Below are 14,216 nucleotides of genomic sequence, written 5' to 3'. Positions count from 1 at the left end.
CCACCACAAGGAGATGCCCCTCCATGAGCACCAGACACCCCGTGTCCCTCCAGACCTACGACCGCAACGGCGTGCCCGAGCACACGCCCGTCTGGGACCGGGCCCGCTCCCTCGATACGGTCATTGCCGCGTTCGCGCGGGGCGGCACTCTGCTCGACCGCGACAGCGTCGACCTCCACCTCTCCGAGATCGCCGACAAGGCCGCCTGCTCCCTGCTCCGCGACCGGTGGAAGGACGACTTCCCCGTCGCCGCGTACGGCGAACTGCTCTGCACCGTCGCCGCCCTGCGCAGCCTCCTTGACTACTCCCCCACGCCCACGGCCGTTGAGGTCTTCGACTGGGCCCGTGAGCAGAAGCGGAAGACCGCCGCGGCGCTCGACGGGCCCGTGGAGGACTTCGTCGTCCAGTTCATCAACGGCCCGTACCGCGGCGTCATCCTGACGTTCCCCGGCGCGGTCGCGGGGCTGGGCAACGGTCCCGCCAGCCTCATCACCATGCCGATCGAGTGGGGCGACGACAAGGAGCACGGCCGCGGGGAAGCCCGCTACGGGCGTCGGGCCGAGCCCACGAGCGAGGGCCTGTGGCTGTACCGGCTCGCCGAGGACGTCCCCGAAGGTGCCCGACCCCACATCACCGTCCCGGACCAGAAGGGCGGCCGCGCGTGATACCCCTCCTTACCGCCGTCATCCCCTCCCCGGCCGCCGACGCCGCGCACGATGCCGCGCATGCGACCGCGGCCCGCTTCCGGCAGGGCGCCTACTCCGTGCCGTGCCCCGAGTGCCACGTCCCGGCCGGCGTGCTCTGCCTCGCCCGGCGCAACGTGCACGCCGCCCGTCGGAACGCGTACCGGAAGAACCCCCAGACCGCCGGCCTCGTGCCCCTCCTCGTGGCGCGTGCCCGATGAGCGACACCACCGCGGCCGAAGCCGCTCGGAAGGCCGCTGAGTGGGCACACCGCGCGGAGATGGCCTACGACACCGCCGAGCAGTTCCACGGCGAGAGCAAGGAAGCCGGTGCCCACCGCGGCCAACAGAGCACCGCCGCGGTACTCGCCGAAGCCTCGCAAGACTGGGAAGGCGCCCGGAAGAAGGCAGCCGAGATGGCGAACATGTGGGCCAACGTCGCCGGTGCCCTCCAGCTCGCCGAGCTGGGTGAGCACTCGTGACCGCCCTTGCCGTCGAGGCCCCGGCCGCCCCGCCCGAGTGGGACGGCCGCCTGGTCGTGCGCGCCGCAGGCCGGCCTGTCCTGCACATCGGCGCCGAGGGCATCACGGCCCCGGCCGGGCCGATGTTCACCGTGGCGCTGGAGTGCGCACCGGACCCCGAACACGCCCCCGGCGTACGGCCGTGGGACGGCCCGGTCACCGCGTCGAGCATCTGCCCGGCCTGCCTGCGCTCCCTCCGCGGAGAGCCGGAGCCCGAGGCACCGCGCCTCGTCCCCGCCGGCATCACCGAGGCCCTGCCCGAGCCCGCACCGGCCCCGGACGACCGCGGCCGCCACCTGCGGGCCGTCCCGGACCCGGTGACGTACGCCGAGGCCCCCCTGCCCGCCGAGCACGGCGGCCGCCCGATCACCTGGTCCCGCTGGACCACCGCCCCCGTCATCACTCACCACGACCCGTCATGCGAGTGGTGCGGAGACCGAGGGCCCGGCGAGATGGCCGGCGGCCGCCAGGGCAACTCCATGTCCCGGACCGACCCGCTGCGCCGCTACATCGCCTACCGCTGCACCGCGTGCCAGGAAATGACCGCGTACGAGCAGGTCGGCAGCGACCTCAAGACCATCGCCCACCACAAGTCGCGTGCCCCGAAGGACTGCAACCGATGAGCCCCACCCTCGCCCCCGTCGGCGACACCACCGACCTCGAGCAGCGCCTCGCCCTGATCGCGTGTGGCCAACGCCCCGGAAAGACCCGGGCGTGCGACAACCACCGAGGGAAGGGCAAGGCGTTCCTCGCCATCGCCGCCACGGGCACCGTCGACGGCCTCGCCGCCGTGATCTGCGGGACCGGCCGAGGCCCCGCCTGCCACGACTGCAAGGCCAAGGCCGCGGAGATCATCCGCACCTTCAACGAGGAGGCGTGGTGACCACGGCCGTAGACCTGCGGGACGCCGAGATCTTCGACGTCGACGGGACGCTCGTCGACGTCTCCGGCGTCCGGCACCTGATCAAGGGCCCCGGCGGGTTCACCGCGTTCCACCGGGCCAGTGCCTCGTGCCCGCCGCACCAGCACGTCGTCGACGCCGCCCGCGCCGCCCACGCCAGGGGCCGGGCCGTGCTCATCATGACCGGCCGCGACCGGCGTTGGGAGCGGCTGACGTCCATGTGGCTCGCCGTGCACGACGTGCCGTCCGACGGACTCTGGATGCGCGGCCGCGGCGACTACCGGCCGGACTACGTCATCAAGCGGGAACTGCTGCGCTCCGTGCGCCGGCAGTACAACGTCCGGCGCGCGTGGGACGACAACCCGAACGTCATCCGCCTGTGGCACGAAGAGGGCATCCCTGTCGAAGTCGTTCCCGGATGGGTCGACGAGCAGTGAACCAGCCCGGGAACCGCGAGATCACCACCCGTGAACTGCCCAACCTGACGAGGGCGGAGCTGCCCAACACGCTCTCCCTCGACGGGTGGACCACGGTCACGCTGCACTGCCAAGTCGACGCGATCGGCCCGTCCGATCGACACCCCGACCTGGTGAAGCTGGAGCTGTCGTTCCCCCCGGAGAACGGCGGTGAACCAACTGGCTATTTCGCGGTGAAGGAGTAGGTGCCCGTGCCCTTGAGGTACTTGCCATCGTCAAGCTTGCCAAGCTCGAACTCGTAGGTCCCTGCGGGGTTGCTGCCCACGTCGAAGACGGCCCGCTGCCCCGCCCGGCACTTGATCGTGCTGCTGCCGATGTCGTAGTTGAAGCCATCGGTGCGTCGCAGCAGCACTGTCATGCTCTGGCTAGTCCGGTTGCAGGTCTTGACGGTGAAGTGGATGGGTCCGCCGCCGGTCTTGAACTCAGGAGTGAGCCACAGGTGCTGGTAGTTGAAGCTGACTGTGCGGCTGGCCGCATGGGCTTGGGCGGCTTGGGTGACGGCAAGGGCGGCAGCGCAGCCTGTGGCGATGGCGATGCGCTTTACGCGCTGCGCCGTAGCGCGAGAACTGGTCATTTACACCTCTTTCGGAGTAGTGCACTTCATCTCATCCTTTCCGGGGATCTTCAGCAGCGGTATCGCGCGGGCAGGTGACGGAACTTCCGCTGCGTTGACAGGCAGGAACCGGGAGCGCTCTCACCGACACTGGCTAATCTCGGCGAGAACTTTCAATCTCCGCGAAAGGTCGGCACAATGAGGGCTGCTGATCTCTATGAGGGGGACCTATGCCGAGTGACAACGACGCACCGCGCGTCCTGAGACTGACCTTCGAGTTCCACGTACCGCGCGGATTGGGCGTCAACATCCGCAACCAGCGCCGCTTCAGCGCCGTCGAGGCCCTGGTCGCCGCGGTGCAGAGCGTCGCTGGCCAGGTCTTCCCCTGGGCGAACAAGATGACCGTCCGGCACGAGTGGTCATACGCCTGGTGGGACAAGACCGAGGAACGAGAGCTGCTGGCCACCGACCTGAACACTCCGAAGTAGCCGCAGCCGCACCCCGCACTAACTGAACACCCTGGCCCAACGGCCAGACCCTCGGCGGAGAGCACCGCCGAAGTCCCGAACGAAGGAACACGCGATGCCCTCGCGCCTGCAAGCCCACAGCCGTCTGCCCGTCCTCACCTGGTCGAGGTGAGGTGACGTGTTTCGCCCCACGGAGCCCGATCACCTCACCTCACCCGCCGAGAACGGTCCCGCCGAAAATCGTGCTCGGCAGGCTCTCGGCACCGTGTGCCGCTTGTGCGGCCGCCTCCGGTACGAGCTGATCCCCGCCGCGGCCTCCGCCGGCATGACGTGCCTGGGATGGCTGCACCACGCCTTCGGTGTCGGCGTGGAGGGCTGGGCCGGGTACGGTCTCGGCCTGGCGGCCACGGGCGCGCTGACCTATGGGGGGCTCAAGTTCAAAAACGCCCCCGCCGCCTCCCTCGGCGTCGCCTCGACCGGCGCCCTGGTGAACACCGCGGTCGGCGCGATGACCGGCCCGTCCGTCCCGTCCCTCATCGCGGGCGGCGTCGTCACGATCGCCTCGTACGGCGTCTACGTCCCGTGGCTCATCAAGACCCGGCACGAGCGGATCACCCTGCAGATCAAGGCCGCCAAGAACGGGGCCCTGCCCGACGGGATGGGCGTCAACATCTCCCAGCCCGGCGTGACCGGCGACAGCGCCGAGGAGACCGCCCTGCGGCGCGCCCTCGTCGCCCTCGGCGTCCCCGCTCAGGACGTCTCCCGCATCGTGTTCACCGACACCGGATGGCACGCCGCGGTGACGCTCCCGCCCGGCAAGAACACCTCCGCCGCCGCCGTCATCACCAAGCAGACTCAGCTCGAGGCGAACCTCGACCTCCCCGGCAAGCTGCGCCTGGCCGTCGGCGCACAGGCCAACCAGCTCATCGTCCGCATGCAGACGCACGACCCCCTCGCCGAGACGATCGCCTGGCCGGGGCCGGCCATCACCTCCGTGGAACAGGCGCTGCCCATCGGCGTCTACCCCGACGACACGGAGGTCTTCATCGACCTCGTGGCCGGGCACGTCCTGATCGCGGGCGGCACGGACATGGGCAAGTCCGGCGTCATCAACTGCGTGATCGGCAACCTCGTCGCCTGTGATGACGCCGAGATCCTGGGCATCGACATGAAGCCCGGCGCGCTCGAGCTGGGCCCGTGGCGCCGCAACATGCTCGCCCTGGCCGACGACGCCGACGGCGCCCGCCAGGTCCTCACCATGGTGAAGGCGGAGATGATCCGCCGCGGCAAGTACCTCTCCGGCCTCCGCGGCCCGAACGGTGAGCCGGTCCGGAAGTGGACGAGCGAGCACGGCCCGTACTGGATTCTCGTCGTCGACGAGCTTGCCGAACTCCTGCGCCAGGCCCCGGACGTCGCCTCCGAGCTGGTCACCATCAACCAGGTGGCCCGCGCCATGGGTATCCGCGTGATCGCGGCAACGCAGTCACCCAGCGAGCAGGCCTTCGGCGGGAAGGGCACCGACGCCCGGCAGCAGTACAGCACCCGCATCGGCCTGCCCGTGTTCGAGACCGAGCCCATCAACATGATCTTCGGGCGGGGCGCGTACGGCCGCGGCTGGCGCCTCGACTGGCTCGACCTGCCCGGCAAGGTCATGGTCTCGTCCCGCCGCTACGAGAAGCCCCGCGAGGGCCGCGGCTACTACGTGACGGACGGGGACATCGTCGTCGTCTCCGAGGACCACGCCCGCTACGAGGACGAGGTGCCCGCCGAGCCCGCACGGCCGCACCCCGAGCCGGACCCCGACCCGGAGCCTCCCACCCCGCCGCCTGGCGGTGGCGGTGGCCCGCGCGGCGGCCGGCCGCACCTCCGGCCCGTGCCGACGTTCCCGGACGGTTCCCGCGTCCCCGACAACCGGTTGCCGCTGTGGCAGGCCCTGGAGAAGGCCGGGCCCGAGGGCCTGACGAAGCCCGAGGCGGTCAAGCGCGGCATCTGCAACCACCACACGAGCATCGGGCCGTGGCTGGCCCAGTGGGTTGCCGCGGGGTGGGTCGAGGAGGACGGCAAGCGCGACCGGGCCGTCGTCTACGTCCTCACCGCCGCCCAGCACACTCCCACCCCCGAAGCACCCGCCACCACCGAGGAGAACCCCGCATGTCCCGCAAGCCTGTAATACCGACGAACGTCTACCCGGGCACCATGGCGCCCCACATGCCCGCCGAGCTGTACCAGGCGCAGCACGGCTGCACCTGCGGCCACGCGCATGGCCACGGCCAGGCGCCCGTGCAGCAGATCGTCATCAAGCAGTCCGACCCATGGGTCCGGTACATGGCGATCGGCTTCGCCGGGGCCAGCATCGGCCTCCTGGTCCTCGCGAGCGTCGTCGCGACGCTCATCGCCGCGGGCCTGTGCGCGCTGTGCGTCGCGGTCGCCACCTGGGGCCTGCGTGTCCTGGTCAGCGGCCGCAAGGAGGGCAAGAAGTCGTAGCGCGCGCCCGCTTCGGGGAGGGCCCTCTGGCCGCCGGCCGGGTCCCTTGGCGTGTCCGCGGCGGGCGCCGTGGGATGATCCTGCGTCATGGGGAGACACACCTGGGGGAAGACGGTCGGCGCGCTGGTCCTGGCCGTGACCGTGGCGGCCGCGAGCGGCTGCAGCGGCTCGGACGACGAGGGCAGCGGGAAGCCGTCCGCCACCGCGGCCGCGAAGGCGAAGACGGTGACCGTGGAGGCAGCGACCACCACGTTCCAGGACGCGGTGACCGCGTTCGACACCGACGGCGGATGCCTCGAGCAGGAGCCCGGCACGTGCTGGGACCAGATGATGGCACTCATGACGCCGGCGCGGGACCTGCGGGCGGCGATGAACGCGGAGAAGTCCGTGGGTGCCGACTTCTGGACCGAGGCGTACGCCCTGATCGACACCATGGAGACGGGCATCGCGGTGGGTGAGGACAAGGGCGCCCCGGCCGGAGCCGCCACGCTGCCAGAGGCGACCAATCGGGACGACGTCCTCGGCTCCGCCCACAAGCTGTCTGACTGGCTGGACCAGCACCCCATCGCCTAGTGGACGTGGAGACGGCATCCGCGCGGCCGGAGCCCGCTGGATGCCTCCCTGCCTACTCGGTCGTCCACTCCTCTTCGAGCATCGAGTGCACGACCGAGTCTCGCCACTGTCCGGCCTTCTGGATGTGGCCCCGGATGGTGCCCTCCTCCGTCATGCCGGCCGCCGTCATGGTCTTGGCCGAGCCCTCGTTCAACGGGGAGCGACCACCCCAGATCCGGTGTAGCCCGATCTCCTCGAACCCGAGGCCCAGCAGCAGCCGTACGGTCTCGACTCCGTAGCCGACGCCCCAGGCATCCGGGCGGAGAGCGAAGCCGAAGGTGGCCGCGCGCTGTTGGTGAGGGTCCAGAGCGATGCGACCGAAGCCGATGACCTGGTCCGTTTCCTTCTCCACGACCGCAAGCGCGTACTCGCTGCGCGGCTCCGCCGTGGCCGAGGCCACCGACCGGGCGACGATCATCCCGACCTGGTCGCGGGTGCGTGGCTCGAACGACAGGTGCTCTGTTGCCTCGGGGCTGCCGTAGATGGCGAACACTGCACCGACGTCGTCGATGGTGAGTTCGCGGAGGCGCAGACGCTGACTCGAACGGGCGACCGGATACATGGCAGGCACCCTACCGCTGCGTTCCCGCGGGCAGTGCCGGCCGCCGGGGCGCGTAAATTGCGATCTCCTCCCGCAGGTCACGGGCTGTGGCCGCGGTGCGGGCGTTGCTGGTCATCAGGGCGTGCCGGACTCGCTGTGCGGACACGACGATCCCGTTGTTCCGGAAGTTGGGCGGCAGCTCCAGAACGGGGCGGATGGCCTGTGCAGCGCCTTCCACTTCGCCGCTGTGGAGGAGGACGAGAGCCTGGTTGCACTGGGCGCCGGCCAGGTCGCCGAACGCCCAGTTGGGGTTCTTGCGGTCGCTGAAGCCCTGGACGGCCTGTTCTGCCTGCGCCGAGAGATCCGCGTTGCCATGGCCGAGGAGGGCCTCGGCTTCCACGGCGTAGTACGCCTGCTTCTCCGGAGAGTAGGTGAGCAGGCCGCCGAGTTGGTCCAGGTCGTCCAGCTCGACGGACTCCCGCCGCTCGAACGCGGCCAGGTTCGCGGTTCGCACCGTCTCCTCGTCGCCCATGACGGCCGCAGCGCGCGCCTCCAGACCGAGCAGCCACAGGCCGACCGTCCCGTTCAGACGGGAGGAGAGCGCCGCGCCTTTCTGGGCATAGAACAGGGCGTCCCCGGGCCTGTCCGCCCAGTACTCGATGAGGGACTGCAGGCCGTTGACGAGGGCCATCAGCCCGGGGTGTTCCGCGTCCTTGGCGAAGGCGGCAGCGAGCAGGCTCATCGTCCGCGCCTGCTCCCGGTCCTCCATGTCGTTGAAGCCCTTCGCGACGAGGAACGACAGAATGCCGGCCATGAAGTTGAGGTCGCTGAGCTGCGAAGGCCGGTGCTTTCCGGTCTCCAGGTTGAAGATGACCTGGTCCTGGGCGTCCAGCAGGTTGTCCCAGATCGCCGACAGCGGCACCCGCGGGTACTCGACGACCAACTGGGCCACCTGGTCGTGCAGCAGCGGGAGCGTGTTGTCTCCCAGTCGGTCGCGGTCTGCCTGGAGGACGTAGTTCCTCGCACGTCGAACGGCCATTGCGCCGCTCCTTTTCATCTCGCTCAGGTCCATGCCGGGTTCGGCGTGGGATGCAATGGGCGACGTGCCTACCAGGGGAACGAAGTCGGGTGTGGCCCCCTGGGGGACCTCGGTCCACAGGTCGTCGATGGAGTAGCCGAGCATTTCGACGATGGCCGGCCGGAAGACCTTCTGCGGTCGACGACCGTCGTAGAACCAGCCTTCGAAGGTCTTCGGAGCAGGCTCCACGTTCGCCAGGCCGAGCCGATCGGCCGCCTTCTTGTACGGCGGAAGAAACTCGTCGGCGCTCCGGATGCCGAGCTGCTCGAGCTTGAACCGGAAGAACAACATGGTGCCTCCCATCCCATCCGCCTAGCACGTCACTGTCTCGACGGTAGATCGCCGTCCTTTTCAAGTTGCCCCATCCCGACGGTACTTACCGATCCGAGGAGATTCCGAGGAAGGGCCGAGGGAGACCGTCAACTTCCCGTCCAATTCCGAGGGCGGTCAGGGGGTAGAGCCGTCCGGGCGCCGTTGTCACGCTCGTAGCGGCCCTCGCTGAGAGTGTCCAAACGCACACAGCGCCGTGATGTATGCGGGCCCGTGGACTGACCCCCCAAGAGGACGTGATGACGACGACAGCCGTACGGACGCCTCGCGCAGCCACATACCGCCGAGGTGGGGAAGTGATGAGTGAGCACTTCAAGGTTTCCCGCGCCGTCGGCGAACTGCTGCCCCGACGCGAGGACGCATGCCGGGTCGGGATCATGCGCAGGATCGCAGCCGCACGGCTCCGCCACTGCGGCCTCGAGTCCATGACGGACGACGTGATGCTGATCGTTTCAGAGCTGCTGACCAATGCCCTCAAGCACAGCGGCACCACGGAGATCAGCCTGCGCATCGCGGTGGAGGAAGAGACCCTGAGCATCCGGGTCCGAGACGGTATGCCCGGCGCGAGCACCGCGCAGCGCCCCCAGGACATGGCCGAGTCGGGTCGCGGTCTGCTGCTCGTCGAGGCAATCACCGCGCAGTGCGGCGGCGCCTGGGGAACGGCCGACGCCGGCGCGACGACGTGGTGCCGGCTGGCCCTGCCCGAGGCGGTCCCGTCGTGAGCGGCACAGCCACCATGTACTGGCGCCACCCGGTCCCGCAGTGGACGCCGCCGCTCGAAGCCCACGGCTTGGTCGACTTACTCGTCAGGATCCGGGGCTGGCAGCCATACGACGGCGAAACGCTCCTCGACGACGTCGGCGACGCCCTGGACAACGTCTTACCCGCCGCCGACACGGCAGCGGAGCTCGCGGCCCGCCTGCGTGCGCATCTGGTGAGGCTGGTCGACATCGCCGTCTCCTCCGACGCGGTCGACGCGGACGCCACGGTGCGCGCCCAGGTCGACCACGCTCGGCGGCTGCTCAACGAGCGCATACCCGAGGACAGGCAATCCGCCGTAGGGCACTTGCGGCGGCTGGCCTGGACCGTTCACGAACTCGCCGAACTACTCGTAGATCTTCGCTGTCTGAAGGGGACGACATGAGCCCCCGCCCCCTGTCCATTCCTGCCCAATCCAAGAAGGATCACCGTTCAGTGCGCATTCGGCCGACGCCGTCCGTCATCCCGTTCGTTACTCAGCGAGTGGGCGAGGACGCCGCCCCCGACAACCTCATGATCTTGAAGAACCACGGCCGTCTCCGGCTGCACTACCTGGACGAGGAGCCGCAGGACCGGGACCCGCGTGGCGTCCTGTGGGCGCGGTGCTCGTTCAACGCCTACGACGAGAACGGGATGCCGACCGGCAAACCGCTGTGGAAGCTCATGCACCCGTACCGGCAGATGGTCACGATGCAGTCGATGCGCTGCCAGGTCTGCACGCAACCGGCCCGGACGCGGCTGGGGTTCGTGTTCCTCGCCCAGGCGAAGGACGTCGACCCGGAGAAGACGGAGCGGCTCACGAACCAGCCGCCGGTGTGTGCGCGGCACATCCGTACGGCCGCCGCGTTGTGCCCGCACCTGGAGCAGCCCGTGGCACTGCTGACGCAGAGCGCCCCGCTGTACGGCGCTCTGGGCACGATGTACAGCATGTCCGGGGAGGGTGTGAAGGTCGTGGCGCAGCCCGACAGCCCTTTGCCGTACGGGCACCCCCAGATGTCGACCTTCCTGGCGTCGCAGCAGGTCCGCCGGCTGAAGTCCATCCGTGTCCTGGCCATCGATGAGCTGCTGCGGCTGCTGCGCGACGACGCAGCGTAGACCCCTTCTCGGTGGCCCGGGTCCCCGGTTGGGCCGCCGAGAAGGATCAGCCCCGCCCGAGCCGACGCCACACGCTGTGCTGTGGCCTGGGCGTTGCCCTCGGGGGGCCTGTTCTGTCCCTGACCTACTAAGGGTGCACTTCGATGCAGAACGAAACGAGTCCGGCATCAGACATCGACTGGCCGCCCCCGGGCAAGTCTTTGAGGGGAGAAGCACGGAAGCGGATAGCGGCGGCGGTGAAGTCTAAGTACGACGCGGGAGCGTCGATTCGCGCCCTTGCCGCTGAGTCCGGACGGTCCTACGGGCACATACATGGGCTCCTGCGTGAGGCTGGCGCGGACCTCCGGGGCCGTGGACGCATCCGGACGCAGACCAACGCCGGAGGCGGCCGCCGACGCTCGGACAGGCGGGCCCCATCGCGGGTTCCGCGCTCCCAGCGGGCGGAGCTGGCGGCCAAGTTGAAGGCTGAGTACGAGGCGACCAAGCAGACGATCAGCACCCTGGCCACGAGGCACGGACTCGGCTACCCCCTTGTCAGCGCGCTTCTTCACGAAGCCGGCGCGGATATCCGCCTGGGCCCGAATTCGCTGCGTCCGCCCTCCTAGTCCCCTGTCCGGTACCCACTGGACAGGTCAGCAAGAGCACACCAACCGTTGAACGAGAGGAAGAACGATGAGCAGCACAGCGACCATTCCGTTCGGCGCGCGAGCCGCCGCGCCGCCCTGCCTGGTCACCACCTCCATCGCCGGTGTCCGCTGGGACAAGGACCGCCAGATCAACCTCGCCGGTGACGGCGAGCCCTGGCACACGAAGGAGCAGGCCGCTTCGACGACCGACACCAACCAGGACGGCAAGGGCGACGACGTCTCCGACCCGTACTTCGCGCCGGCGTCATGAGCAACGCCGCCCGCCCTGTGCTCGTCGTCGCTGAACAGCTCGACGCGGCGGCCGACATGGTCGTCGATCAGCTCAACCAGCGCGACGTGCCCGTGATGCGTTTCGACGTCGCAGAGTTCCCCCAGCACCTGACCCTGACCGGCGCGCACCTGCCGCAGGAACCGGGCTGGACGGGACTCATCGACGACGGGCGCCGGACGGCGCGGCTTGAGGAGGTGCGGGCCGTCTACTGGAGGCGGCCCGCACGTCCCGTGATCGCCGACTCCGTCCCCGAGCCCTACGCCACCTGGGCACAGAACCAAGCCGACGCCGCGATTCTCAACCTCCTGGCCGCGCTGCCCGGTGTGCCGTGGCTCAACGATCCGCACGCCGACCGTCTGGCCGCCCACAAACCGCAGCAGCTCGTTGCCGCGACCCGGTGCGGGCTGACCGTGCCACGCAGCATCATCACGAACGATCCGGATGCGGCCCGCAGCTTCGCGAAGGCCGTGGCCGGACCGCTGATCTGCAAGCCCATCCTCGGAGGCCGTCTTGACGTCGGCGGCGACAGGCGCCTGATGGTCGCTACGCACCGCGTGGATCCAGCGGACTTCGACGACAGCATCCGCACCACCGCGCACTACCTCCAGGAAGACATTCCGAAGGCGTACGAGGTGCGCCTGGTCGCCGTCGGCGGGAAGGTCTTCGGCGGCAAGCTGATCACCACGAGCGAGGCCGCCGGCACCGACTGGCGGACCGACTACGAGCACATCGAGTACGACACCGTACGCGTTCCCGACAATGTCGCCACGGCCGTGCGCCGGTTCCTCGCCTACTACGGCATCGCGTTCGGCTCCTTCGACTTCGCCGTGACTCCTGCGGGACAGTGGGTGTTCTTCGAGAACAACCCCTGCGGGACCTGGAGCTGGGTCGAGAACCGTACCGGCCTGCCGATCGCTGCGGCACACGCGCAGTACCTGATGGGAGACACCCCATGACCTGGCCCGACAACGGCGCCTCCGCCGCCGCTCGCCAGCAGATGGCCGCCGATCTGGCGGGTGGGCACTGGAACGAATGGATCGATGCCTTCTCCACCACCCCCCGACACGTGTTCGTTCCCCGCTTCTACCAGCAGAACGCAGCGGGAGCCTGGCACCCCGTCACCTGGGGGGACCCCGGCTACCTGGAGGCGGTCTACAGCGACGAAGCGCTGACGACACAGCTCGACGACCACGGCCTCCCCACCAGCTCATCGAGCCAGCCCTCCGTCATGCTGCGCATGCTCGAAGCTCTGGGCGCCGAGGACGGGCACCGAGTGCTCGAGCTGGGCGCCGGCACCGGATACAACGCCGCCCTGCTCGCGCACCGCGTCGGCGCCTCCAACGTGACCAGCATCGACATCGACTACGAGCTGGTCAAAGCCGCCGTCAAGCACCTCGACGCGGTGGGCCTGCGACCAACCGTCGTCGTCGGAGACGGTGCACAGGGCTGGCCAAGCCGCGCGCCGTACGACCGCATCATCGCCACAGTGGGTCTCCACACCATCCCCCAGCAGCTCCTGCAGCAGGCAGCCCCCGGCGCGATCATCGTTGTCCCGCTCGGATACGGCATCGCCCGCATCACCCTCACCGGTCCGGGGCACGGGGTCGGCCGCTTCCTCGACACCCCCGCGTTCTTCATGGCCCGGCGCAGCAGCGGAGCACCACCGCAATTCGACGAGGCTGCCCAGCAGCCCCCGACCGACAGCAGTGTGCCGCCGACGGACCTGCTTGGGCGGCTCAAGTTCCCCGCGTCGATCGCCCTACCCGGCTACAACTCGTGCTCGTGGAAGGACGACGAGGGGAACCTGGAAGCGGTGGGAGTGTGGACACCGGACGGTTCGACCGCCACGGCGCACGCATCCGGTGCCGTACGGCAGTGCGGCCCTCAGCGTCTGTGGGACACGGTCGAACACCTGGCGAAGGTCTTCGAAGGTGATCCGTCCCGCGAAGAGTTCCGGGTGACCATCACACCCAGCAAGCAGACCGTGTCGTACGGAGGCGTGGGCGGGCCAAGCTGGGATCTCCCCGCCTTGCCGTAACGCACCGTCCAGAGCCGGGCCTCGCTCGCCTGCCTTCCCCCGTGGCAGAGGGCGGGGCCCTCTGGCGTGCAACGACTGGTTGAGGATCGCACGGAGTGCTGCGTGTAACAGATCACGGCCGTTGACGTTTGGGCTGTGAAGGGGGTTGACGCTTTACGTCAACCCCGCAGCGACCCGGAGGAACGGTGACTACCGCGACTGCTCCCCTTTCGTCCGAGACCGGCAGGTCACACCTGCAGGAGTCTCTGTTCTCCTGGCTTGACCCGGAGGACGCGCCGCCCCTGGCGGAGACCGACACCCTGGGGGAGTCCGCCGCCGGCGGACTCCTCGAGTCGGCCGTGGCGGAGACCAAGACCCTGGAGGAGCCAGACCTCGAGGGTCCGACCGTCCCGCCCGTCGAGGAGGAAAAGCCGGACCTCTCCCACGTGTGGGTCGTGGCCGCGGAGATCGAGGTCGTTCCGAAGGTTGCGAAGGTGGCCGACTACCGGGGCAGCTTCAAGGCGACCGAGGGACAGCGCATCGACGCGCTCGAGGTCTACTGCAAGGGGTGCCGACGCCCCTACGACGAGGTCACCGGCCGGGACTGCGCCGCGAAGATCGACAACCGGCACTTGATCGGTGGAGACCAGAGCACCCGCGCCAAGCGCAAGGTCCCTGTGCCCCCGAGGAACGCCCGCGTGGTCCCCGGCGGCCGCATCCAGCGCCGCGGTATCGAAGCCTACGTAGGAGGCGTTTCCCGGCCCCCGCGCTGAGCACGCGAC

General features: G+C 69.5%; 22 protein-coding genes and 1 pseudogene. 20 read left to right on the top strand and 3 right to left on the bottom strand.

Going from position 1 to position 14,216, the window contains the following annotated elements; translation table 11 throughout:
• Positions 1-23: 23 nt before the first annotated feature.
• The 7 genes from Sdi02f_RS33675 to Sdi02f_RS33645 are packed head-to-tail and all read left to right on the top strand — an operon-like array spanning position 24 to position 2,765.
• On the top strand, positions 24-665 hold the full coding sequence (locus Sdi02f_RS33675; RefSeq protein ID WP_108934663.1) for a hypothetical protein: 642 nt from the start codon (positions 24-26) through the stop codon (positions 663-665).
• Positions 662-904 carry a zinc finger domain-containing protein gene (locus tag Sdi02f_RS33670; RefSeq protein WP_108934662.1) on the top strand — a complete coding sequence of 81 codons (243 nt, stop codon included), beginning with the start codon at positions 662-664 and terminating at the stop codon, positions 902-904. The genes Sdi02f_RS33675 and Sdi02f_RS33670 overlap by 4 nt, the downstream gene beginning before the upstream one ends.
• Positions 901-1,164, top strand: a complete 264-nt coding sequence (locus Sdi02f_RS33665; RefSeq protein ID WP_108934661.1) for a hypothetical protein — start codon at positions 901-903, stop codon at positions 1,162-1,164. Before Sdi02f_RS33670 ends, Sdi02f_RS33665 begins: the two co-directional genes overlap by 4 nt.
• The gene (locus Sdi02f_RS33660; protein WP_108934660.1) at positions 1,161-1,826 is read left to right on the top strand and encodes a hypothetical protein; all 666 of its coding nucleotides are present in this window, start codon (positions 1,161-1,163) and stop codon (positions 1,824-1,826) included. The genes Sdi02f_RS33665 and Sdi02f_RS33660 overlap by 4 nt, the downstream gene beginning before the upstream one ends.
• Positions 1,823-2,086 carry a hypothetical protein gene (locus tag Sdi02f_RS33655; RefSeq protein WP_108934659.1) on the top strand — a complete coding sequence of 88 codons (264 nt, stop codon included), beginning with the start codon at positions 1,823-1,825 and terminating at the stop codon, positions 2,084-2,086. Before Sdi02f_RS33660 ends, Sdi02f_RS33655 begins: the two co-directional genes overlap by 4 nt.
• Complete coding sequence (locus tag Sdi02f_RS33650; protein ID WP_245962275.1) at positions 2,083-2,541, top strand: phosphatase domain-containing protein; 459 nt, start codon at positions 2,083-2,085, stop codon at positions 2,539-2,541. The genes Sdi02f_RS33655 and Sdi02f_RS33650 overlap by 4 nt, the downstream gene beginning before the upstream one ends.
• Positions 2,538-2,765, top strand: coding sequence for a hypothetical protein (locus Sdi02f_RS33645; RefSeq protein WP_108934658.1), 228 nt, complete (start codon positions 2,538-2,540; stop codon positions 2,763-2,765). Before Sdi02f_RS33650 ends, Sdi02f_RS33645 begins: the two co-directional genes overlap by 4 nt.
• On the opposite strand, the gene Sdi02f_RS33640 is transcribed toward Sdi02f_RS33645, so the two are convergent.
• Complete coding sequence (locus Sdi02f_RS33640; RefSeq protein ID WP_108934657.1) at positions 2,744-3,154, bottom strand: hypothetical protein; 411 nt, start codon at positions 3,152-3,154, stop codon at positions 2,744-2,746. The genes Sdi02f_RS33645 and Sdi02f_RS33640 overlap by 22 nt on opposite strands.
• A gap of 209 nt (positions 3,155-3,363) precedes the next feature.
• Here Sdi02f_RS33640 and Sdi02f_RS33635 point away from each other — a divergent pair, with 209 nt between their 5' ends.
• The 4 genes from Sdi02f_RS33635 to Sdi02f_RS33620 all read left to right on the top strand — a co-directional run bounded on the left by Sdi02f_RS33635 (position 3,364) and on the right by Sdi02f_RS33620 (position 6,657).
• On the top strand, positions 3,364-3,621 hold the full coding sequence (locus Sdi02f_RS33635; protein WP_108934656.1) for a hypothetical protein: 258 nt from the start codon (positions 3,364-3,366) through the stop codon (positions 3,619-3,621).
• 253 nt (positions 3,622-3,874) lie between these two features.
• Positions 3,875-5,770, top strand: coding sequence for an FtsK/SpoIIIE domain-containing protein (locus Sdi02f_RS33630; RefSeq protein ID WP_108934655.1), 1,896 nt, complete (start codon positions 3,875-3,877; stop codon positions 5,768-5,770).
• 26 nt (positions 5,771-5,796) lie between these two features.
• Positions 5,797-6,084, top strand: a complete 288-nt coding sequence (locus Sdi02f_RS33625) for a hypothetical protein (RefSeq protein WP_108934654.1) — start codon at positions 5,797-5,799, stop codon at positions 6,082-6,084.
• Positions 6,085-6,171: 87 nt separating this feature from the next.
• Positions 6,172-6,657: a hypothetical protein gene (locus tag Sdi02f_RS33620; protein ID WP_108934653.1), complete on the top strand. Its 486-nt coding sequence runs from the start codon at positions 6,172-6,174 to the stop codon at positions 6,655-6,657.
• Between the two features lie 52 nt (positions 6,658-6,709).
• Here Sdi02f_RS33620 and Sdi02f_RS33615 read toward each other — a convergent pair whose 3' ends face one another.
• Both Sdi02f_RS33615 and Sdi02f_RS33610 read right to left on the bottom strand, forming a co-directional pair.
• The gene (locus tag Sdi02f_RS33615) at positions 6,710-7,258 is read right to left on the bottom strand and encodes a GNAT family N-acetyltransferase (RefSeq protein WP_108934708.1); all 549 of its coding nucleotides are present in this window, start codon (positions 7,256-7,258) and stop codon (positions 6,710-6,712) included.
• A gap of 10 nt (positions 7,259-7,268) precedes the next feature.
• A complete protein-coding gene (locus Sdi02f_RS33610) occupies positions 7,269-8,606 on the bottom strand; it encodes a hypothetical protein (protein ID WP_245962274.1) in 1,338 nt (445 codons plus the stop codon).
• Positions 8,607-8,944: 338 nt separating this feature from the next.
• On the opposite strand from Sdi02f_RS33610, the gene Sdi02f_RS33605 reads away from it, so the two are divergent.
• The 9 genes and pseudogenes from Sdi02f_RS33605 (at position 8,945) to Sdi02f_RS36620 (ending at position 14,207) form a co-directional block, all read left to right on the top strand.
• Positions 8,945-9,367, top strand: a complete 423-nt coding sequence (locus Sdi02f_RS33605; RefSeq protein ID WP_245962273.1) for an ATP-binding protein — start codon at positions 8,945-8,947, stop codon at positions 9,365-9,367.
• Positions 9,364-9,789 (top strand): DUF6415 family natural product biosynthesis protein, encoded by a 426-nt coding sequence (locus Sdi02f_RS33600; protein ID WP_245962272.1) that lies wholly within the window; start codon positions 9,364-9,366, stop codon positions 9,787-9,789. Before Sdi02f_RS33605 ends, Sdi02f_RS33600 begins: the two co-directional genes overlap by 4 nt.
• A gap of 98 nt (positions 9,790-9,887) precedes the next feature.
• The gene (locus Sdi02f_RS33595) at positions 9,888-10,499 is read left to right on the top strand and encodes a hypothetical protein (RefSeq protein WP_245962271.1); all 612 of its coding nucleotides are present in this window, start codon (positions 9,888-9,890) and stop codon (positions 10,497-10,499) included.
• A 143-nt stretch (positions 10,500-10,642) separates the two neighbouring features.
• A pseudogene (locus tag Sdi02f_RS36625) lies at positions 10,643-10,855 on the top strand (helix-turn-helix domain-containing protein); the annotation flags it as partial.
• 3 nt (positions 10,856-10,858) lie between these two features.
• On the top strand, positions 10,859-11,104 hold the full coding sequence (locus tag Sdi02f_RS37015) for a helix-turn-helix domain-containing protein (RefSeq protein ID WP_438363755.1): 246 nt from the start codon (positions 10,859-10,861) through the stop codon (positions 11,102-11,104).
• Between the two features lie 67 nt (positions 11,105-11,171).
• Entirely contained in the window at positions 11,172-11,396 is a 225-nt protein-coding gene (locus Sdi02f_RS33585; RefSeq protein WP_108934651.1) for a hypothetical protein, read from the top strand.
• Entirely contained in the window at positions 11,393-12,373 is a 981-nt protein-coding gene (locus Sdi02f_RS33580; protein WP_245962270.1) for an MvdC/MvdD family ATP grasp protein, read from the top strand. Before Sdi02f_RS33585 ends, Sdi02f_RS33580 begins: the two co-directional genes overlap by 4 nt.
• Complete coding sequence (locus tag Sdi02f_RS33575) at positions 12,370-13,455, top strand: methyltransferase domain-containing protein (protein WP_108934649.1); 1,086 nt, start codon at positions 12,370-12,372, stop codon at positions 13,453-13,455. Before Sdi02f_RS33580 ends, Sdi02f_RS33575 begins: the two co-directional genes overlap by 4 nt.
• Before the next feature lie 185 nt (positions 13,456-13,640).
• Entirely contained in the window at positions 13,641-14,207 is a 567-nt protein-coding gene (locus Sdi02f_RS36620; RefSeq protein ID WP_245962269.1) for a hypothetical protein, read from the top strand.
• Positions 14,208-14,216: the final 9 nt, after the last annotated feature.

Source organism: Streptomyces ardesiacus (assembly GCF_003112575.1).
GTDB lineage: Bacteria > Actinomycetota > Actinomycetes > Streptomycetales > Streptomycetaceae > Streptomyces > Streptomyces ardesiacus.
This window is presented reverse-complemented; position numbering and strand designations above follow the sequence as displayed.